The organism is Pseudomonas sp. P4_C3 (assembly GCF_056402075.1).
The window spans coordinates 1-1,002 of sequence record NZ_JBFUIC010000681.1 but is presented as its reverse complement, the minus strand read 5'-3'; the positions used below and the strand labels follow the sequence as shown (position 1 = coordinate 1,002).

Here is a 1,002-nt window from a genome sequence, read left to right as displayed (position 1 = left end):
CGGTCGGTGAGGGTGGTCATGGAGGCCTATTCGACAGGGTTATAGGGCGATTGCGAAATGAGTGTAGAAGGGCTTTGCGGGTTCATCCGAAGTGTTTGCGCAGCGACTAATCTGTCTGTCAGGCATCGACTCGACGCCATCACCCGGAAACAGGGAGCCCCGTGTTTTCATTGCCGGTTTCACTGCTGCTGGCGTTCCTCATTGGCTGGGTGTCCCAGCGCATGGGCATGTGCCTGGTCAATGCCATGGGGCTGCTGCTCAAACGCCGGCCGACCCTGTTCGTGTCGCTGGTCAGTTGCGGTCTGTTCGGTCTGTTGCTCGCTCCGTTCTACGCTTTGTCTGGTGTCAGTCAACCGCTGTTCATCCCTGAGGTCGGCTATCTGTCACTGGTCGGTGGCGGGTTGTTGTTCGGCCTCGCGTCGGTGCTCAACGACGGATGCAGTGTCGGCACCCTCACCAAGCTCGCCAGCGGCAACCTCAACAAGGCCTTCACCATCCTCGGCTGGGTGCTGGGCATCGTGCTGTGGCATCACCTGAACATGCTGACCGAACACCGGGCGCTGCAAATGCCGATGATCACCAGCCGTCATTACTGGCTGGTCATTGGCATCGTGTTGCTGATTTTGCTGTTCCTGATCCGGATTCACGGCGACAAACACCTGGTGCTGTCGAGCCTGCTGCTGGGGGCGTTGACCAGTGCCCTCTACACCTTCGAACCGCTGTGGACGCCCAGCGTATTCTTCTACGATCTCTCGCAAAGGTTCTGGAGCCCAGGCGACACACCATTGACCACCCAGCGTGTGACGGTGTTCGCCATGCTGATGCTGGGCATGCTCTGTTACACGTTGCATCGCCGCACGTTCAACTATCAGCGGTTTGCAGCGATGACAGCGGGCAGGCATTGGCTCGCGGGCGTGTTGATGGGGACCGGTGCGTCGATGATGCTGGGTGGGAATGACTCGCAGATTTTGTTGGTGTTTCCGACGCTGACCTGGGTGGGGG

The 1,002-nt window shown here is 59.3% G+C and carries 1 protein-coding gene; it reads left to right on the top strand.

Annotation, left to right across the window (positions count from 1 at the left end; translation table 11 throughout):
* Window positions 1–161 precede the first annotated feature (161 nt).
* A partial coding sequence (locus tag AC1DVH_RS31740) for a YeeE/YedE thiosulfate transporter family protein (protein ID WP_477757110.1) occupies window positions 162–1,002 on the top strand: 841 nt, incomplete at its 3' end.